General features: G+C 66.3%; 4 protein-coding genes. All 4 read right to left on the reverse strand.

The annotated features are described in order from the left end of the window. On the reverse strand, positions 1-361 hold a 361-nt coding region (locus tag AB4Y84_RS13475; protein WP_442250274.1), incomplete at its 3' end, for an NAD(P)-binding domain-containing protein. 10 nt (positions 362-371) lie between these two features. Beyond that, positions 372-1,610, reverse strand: a complete 1,239-nt coding sequence (locus tag AB4Y84_RS13480; RefSeq protein ID WP_442245037.1) for a hypothetical protein — start codon at positions 1,608-1,610, stop codon at positions 372-374. A gap of 17 nt (positions 1,611-1,627) precedes the next feature. Continuing rightward, a complete protein-coding gene (locus tag AB4Y84_RS13485) occupies positions 1,628-2,245 on the reverse strand; it encodes a DUF2242 domain-containing protein (RefSeq protein WP_442245035.1) in 618 nt (205 codons plus the stop codon). A 175-nt stretch (positions 2,246-2,420) separates the two neighbouring features. Then, positions 2,421-4,598 (reverse strand): carboxy terminal-processing peptidase, encoded by a 2,178-nt coding sequence (locus AB4Y84_RS13490; protein WP_442245034.1) that lies wholly within the window; start codon positions 4,596-4,598, stop codon positions 2,421-2,423. Positions 4,599-4,770 lie beyond the last annotated feature (172 nt).

Below are 4,770 nucleotides of genomic sequence, written 5' to 3' on the forward strand. Positions count from 1 at the left end.
TGGTGCCGCAGTCCACGTAGCCCAGGTCATCTTCGGCCAGCGCCTTGGCGCGACGGATCGAGTCCTGGTAGTTGGAGTTGCCACCGTCGATGACGACGTCACCTTCGGCCAGGTGCGGGGTCAACTGGCCCAGCGTCTGGTCCACGGTTTCGCCGGCCGGCACCATCAGCCACACCACGCGCGGCACCGGCAGCGCGGCCACTGCGGCGGCCAGCGAATCGACCACCTCCAGGCCGGCCTCGGCGGCGCGCTGGCGGGCGCCCTCGCCCGGGTCGTAGCCGACAACGCGGTGGCCACCGCGGTGCAGGCGCTGGGCCATGTTGGCGCCCATCCGGCCGAGGCCGATCATTGCAATATCCATTGTTTCACCTTCAGTTGGGGTCTAGGGTCAGGCTGCCTGGCCTGCCGGTGGCTGCGCAGTGGCGCAACTGCGCCTCGCGCCAACGCCGGTAGAGCGTGGTATGCAGATTGTGCAACGCCAGGTCGATGGAAAACGGCGTGCGCGGATTCCGATCGAGCAGGCGAATGATGTGGTAGCCGACAGGACGTATACCGCGTGGGTGCGCGTAGATCACGAACTGCTGGTAGAACGGATCGTCCAGCAACTGGTCCATCTGCTGCACGACGTCACGATAGCGCGGGGCCAACTGAGTACGCAGCGCCGGATCGCGTTGGTACAGCAACCGCTCGAAATAGCGTTGGCCGACACGCGGAATGCCCTGCGCCAGCTGCCACAGGGCACGGTTGCGTTGGTCATACCAGGCCAGGCCACCGTGCTCCGCCAGTGCCTGCGCCGCGCCTTCGCCCACCTCCACCACAACGAAGTTCTCGGCCTGGTTGCTCAAATCGTCCAAGGTGCCTTTGTCGAAGACGTGTTCGATGAAGCCCGGCAGCCCGACAAAGGCCTGCCGCCCCATCGCCGACGTGCGCACGGCCTTGCCGTCGGCCAGGAACTGGCCGGCCTGCGCGCCCAGCAGGATGCTGTCGGTGTCGTGCAGGCCAAGGAAGGTGCCGATGGACAGTTCGGCGGGCGCGAATTCCGCATCGAAGGCGGCATCGCCGTACAGCTCGCGCTGCGTGGCCAGCTGCGCGACTTGGCGGCCGACGCCGCACTCGGCGCGAACGTGGCCCGTATAGAACGCATCCAGTGCGCGGCTGTTGCTGGCGGCCGGTACATAGCCGCGGCCAAAGCTGCGCACCCGCTGCCATCCCTGTGCCGGGGCGCCGCGTGCGCCGAAGCCGATCCAGCCCAGCTGCACACCGGTGAAGCGGAAGGTCTCATTGTCCTGCAGTGCCTGGGTGGCCCGTTGTACGGCCGCGCCCAGTTCAAAGGCGTAGGCGCAGACCGTGGCCGGGTCATCCAGCAACTGCTGCAACAGGGCCTGCCGATCGGTGTCGGCCATCGTGTCCGGCCAACGCACGCGCAGATCACCGGCCGCCTGCGCCTCGGCCAGCGAGGCACGCGTGCACACCGGCCCACCTTGCACCTGTGGCGCGCTGACCGCTGTGGTTTCAAAGCGCCATCCCAGCCGCTGCAGCAGRCCTTGGCTGCACTCGGCCGTAGCGGCCAGCGCGCTCAGGGGCCAGCCCAGCAACAGGGCCCATGCCAACACCCTGCCGCGCACGCTCAGCCCTGGTCCGTTGCTGCCGGCGCTGGTTCGGGCTCAGGCCCGGCAGGAGGCTGCGGCGACGCGGCCGGCTGCGGTTGCGGCTCTGCTTTTGCTGCCGCCGGCAGATACTGCTGCAGGCGCTGGAAGAAGCGCCGATAGAACTCGGCATCGGTGATCGTGCTGCTGGCCACTTTCACCAGTGAGTCGTCATTGCTGCCGAACGGCAGCGACACCGAACCCAGCGCGCCCACGCCCACACTGGCCGAGGTCGGGCTCTTCTTCAGTGCATAGCGGTCCTGCACGGCGCTGACGAACACCAACGCCTGGCTGCCACGCGGCGCGCACGAGATACGCAGCACCAGCTGCTCATGGTCGTCCTCGCGCGGCTGGAAGTTCTTGTTGCCTTCCACCTGCGCATCGTCCGAGCGTGCGATCGCATAGCCCTGGCTGAGCAGCGTGCGCCGGGCTGCTTCGCAGGCTTCGGCCGGACGGCCATCGACGGTGCGCGAGAAGGTGTCGCCGGAGTCGAAGGACTCCCGCAGCAGACTGCTGTCGGCGGCACGACCGCCACAGGCGGTCAATGCCAAGGCACTGGTGGCAGCCAGCAGGGAAGCAGAAAGAAGGGAGGCCCGCATGGGTACTCCTGCGAAGACGTTATCCCCGAGGGTAGCCCCCTGCCCGTGTGCGCCGGGTCGAAAACACCGGTCCCGTCCGCCACCGTTGTACCCGGTTCATGCAAAAAGGGGACGGAAGGATCAAGTCGTTTGTGCCACTAACGACTTGATCCCTCCGTCCCCCTTTTTCAGTCAATCAGTCGGCCCAGCGGCCTGCGGCGGTGGACTGCGGCAGCACCTGCGCCGACAGCGGACGGTCGGCCTCGAGCAGGTTCACCGCGTCGGCCAGGATCGAGGCCGATTCACGCAGCAACGGATCCGGACGCTTCTCGGCGGCCTTCTCGCGGGCGGCATCCTTGACGATGTCGCGCTCGTTGCCGGTCAGGCCGTCATCGCTGCTGTCATCGGCCAGCGGGTCCAGGGCCAGGCCCAGTTCCTTGCGCACGATCTGGCGCTGCTTGCGCTGGGTGTCCTGGCGCTCGCGCTCGGCACGACGGGTCGCTTCATTCAGCGAAACGTACTTCTTCGCCGCTTCAGTACGGAACTGTTCCACGTCCTCGTTCCACCACTGGAATTCCTTGTCTGTGGCGATGCGCGAGTCGTGACGCGTTTCCAGCTTCGGCAGCAGCGGCGCGAAGTTGCCGTACTGGGTGTGCGGCACCGCGGCGATGCGGGTCCACGGCAGCGCGTTGTCGTAGGTGCTCTCGCCGAACTCGCTGGCATCGACGCTGGCCGGGAACGCCAGGTCCGGTACCACACCCTTGTGCTGGGTGCTGCTGCCGCTGATGCGGAAGAACTGGGCGATGGTCAGCTTGACCTGGCCAAAGCGCTGGGCTTCGCCGCTCGGCCAACGGTCCAGGTCAACGATGTTCTGCACCGTGCCCTTGCCGAAGCTGGTTTCACCGATGACCAGACCGCGGCCGTAGTCCTGGATGGCACCGGCAAAGATTTCCGACGCCGACGCCGAACCACGGTTGATCAGCACGGCCAGCGGACCGTCCCATGCCACACCCTGGTTGCGGTCACTGTTGACGGTGACACGGCCACCGGATTCGCGCACCTGCACCACCGGACCCTGCTCGATGAACAGACCGGTCAGCTCGATGGCTTCATCCAGCGAACCGCCACCGTTGTTGCGCAGGTCCAGCACCACGCCGTCCAGCTTGTCGGTCTTGAAACCGGCCAGCAGCTTGGCCACGTCGCGGGTGGCCGACGCGTAATCGGTGGCGTTGCGACGACGGCCTTCGAAGTCCTGGTAGAAGGTCGGCAGCTTGATCACGCCGACCTTGCGTGCCGGCTCGCCATTGGCGGCCGGGATGGTCATGGTCTCGCCCTTGGCGGCCTGTTCGGCCAGGCGCACCTTCTGCCGGGTCAGCACCAGAGTGTGGTGCTTGCCGTCAACGCCCGCTTCGGCCGGAATGAACTCCAGCTTCACCTGGGTGTCCTTGGCGCCACGGATCTTGGCCACGACATCATCGATGCGCCAGCCGATCACATCTTCCACCAGCCCGGACTTGCCCTGGCCGACGCCGACGATGCGGTCGCCCGGCTTCAGCGTGCCGTCCACGGCCGCCGGACCACCGGCGATGATCTCGCGGATCACCACCACGTCGTCCTGGCGCTGCAGCTGCGCGCCGATGCCTTCCAGCGACAGCGACATTGCCTGGTTGAAGTTTTCGGCGGTACGCGGGGTGAAGTAATCGGTGTGCGGATCAACCGCGCTGGTGTAGGCGTTCATGAAGAACTGGAAGGTGTCTTCGCCCTTCAGCTCGTTGACCGACTTTTCCAGGGTGGCGTAACGCTTGTCCAGCGTCTTGCGGATGTCATCGGACTTCTTGCCGGCCAGCTTCAGTCGCAGCCAGTCATTCTTCACCGACTTGCGCCACAGCTCGTCGAGCTCGGCGTTGGACGCTGCCCACGGCACGTCCTTGCGGTCGTACTCGAAGCGCTCGTCGGTGGTGAAATCCGGTTCCTGCTTCAGCAGCTTGCGCGCATAGGCCACGCGCTCGCCGACGCGCTGCTTGTAGACCGCGAACACCTGGAAGGCCGGCTCCAGCTCGCCGCCGCGGATGGCATTGGCAATGCCAGCCTGGAACGGCGCGAAGCGGGTGATGTCGGCCTGGGTGAAGTACTGCTTGCCGCCGTCCAGCGTCTCCAGGTAGCGCTTGAACACATCCTTGGAGGTAGCTTCATCGAGCGCACGCGGACGGTAAGCGTAGCGGCTGTCGGACAACAGGCCGTACACCAGCTTGGAGGTGGTCACCTGATCGGCGGTGGCGGCAGCCGGCAACGCCGGTGAGTCGGCCTTGGCCGCGAGCGCCAGCGGCGCGACCAGCGCCAGGGCCATCAGGAATGCGGGGGCTTTGAATTTCATTGACGTGCTCGAAGGCGCCTTGCCAAGGGGGAGACTGCAGGGTGTTCAGACACCACGACAGTGCCGAAAGTTGCCGGGTTTGTCACCCGCCCACTTCCAGTGGAAAACCAGCCTAGCGGGGCCGGTGTAGCAAATTGTGAATGCAGGCAAAGGCGTGCGGACCAACGGCTGT

The organism is Stenotrophomonas sp. 2YAF22 (genome assembly GCF_052114665.1).
Lineage (GTDB): Bacteria > Pseudomonadota > Gammaproteobacteria > Xanthomonadales > Xanthomonadaceae > Stenotrophomonas > Stenotrophomonas indicatrix.

Bases quoted from the DNA above. Each gene is read 5' to 3' on its own strand.
- AB4Y84_RS13485 (WP_442245035.1), bottom strand. From the start codon at position 2,245: ATGCGGGCCTCCCTTCTTTCTGCTTCCCTGCTGGCTGCCACCAGTGCC.
- AB4Y84_RS13490 (WP_442245034.1), bottom strand. From the start codon at position 4,598: ATGAAATTCAAAGCCCCCGCATTCCTGATGGCCCTGGCGCTGGTCGCG.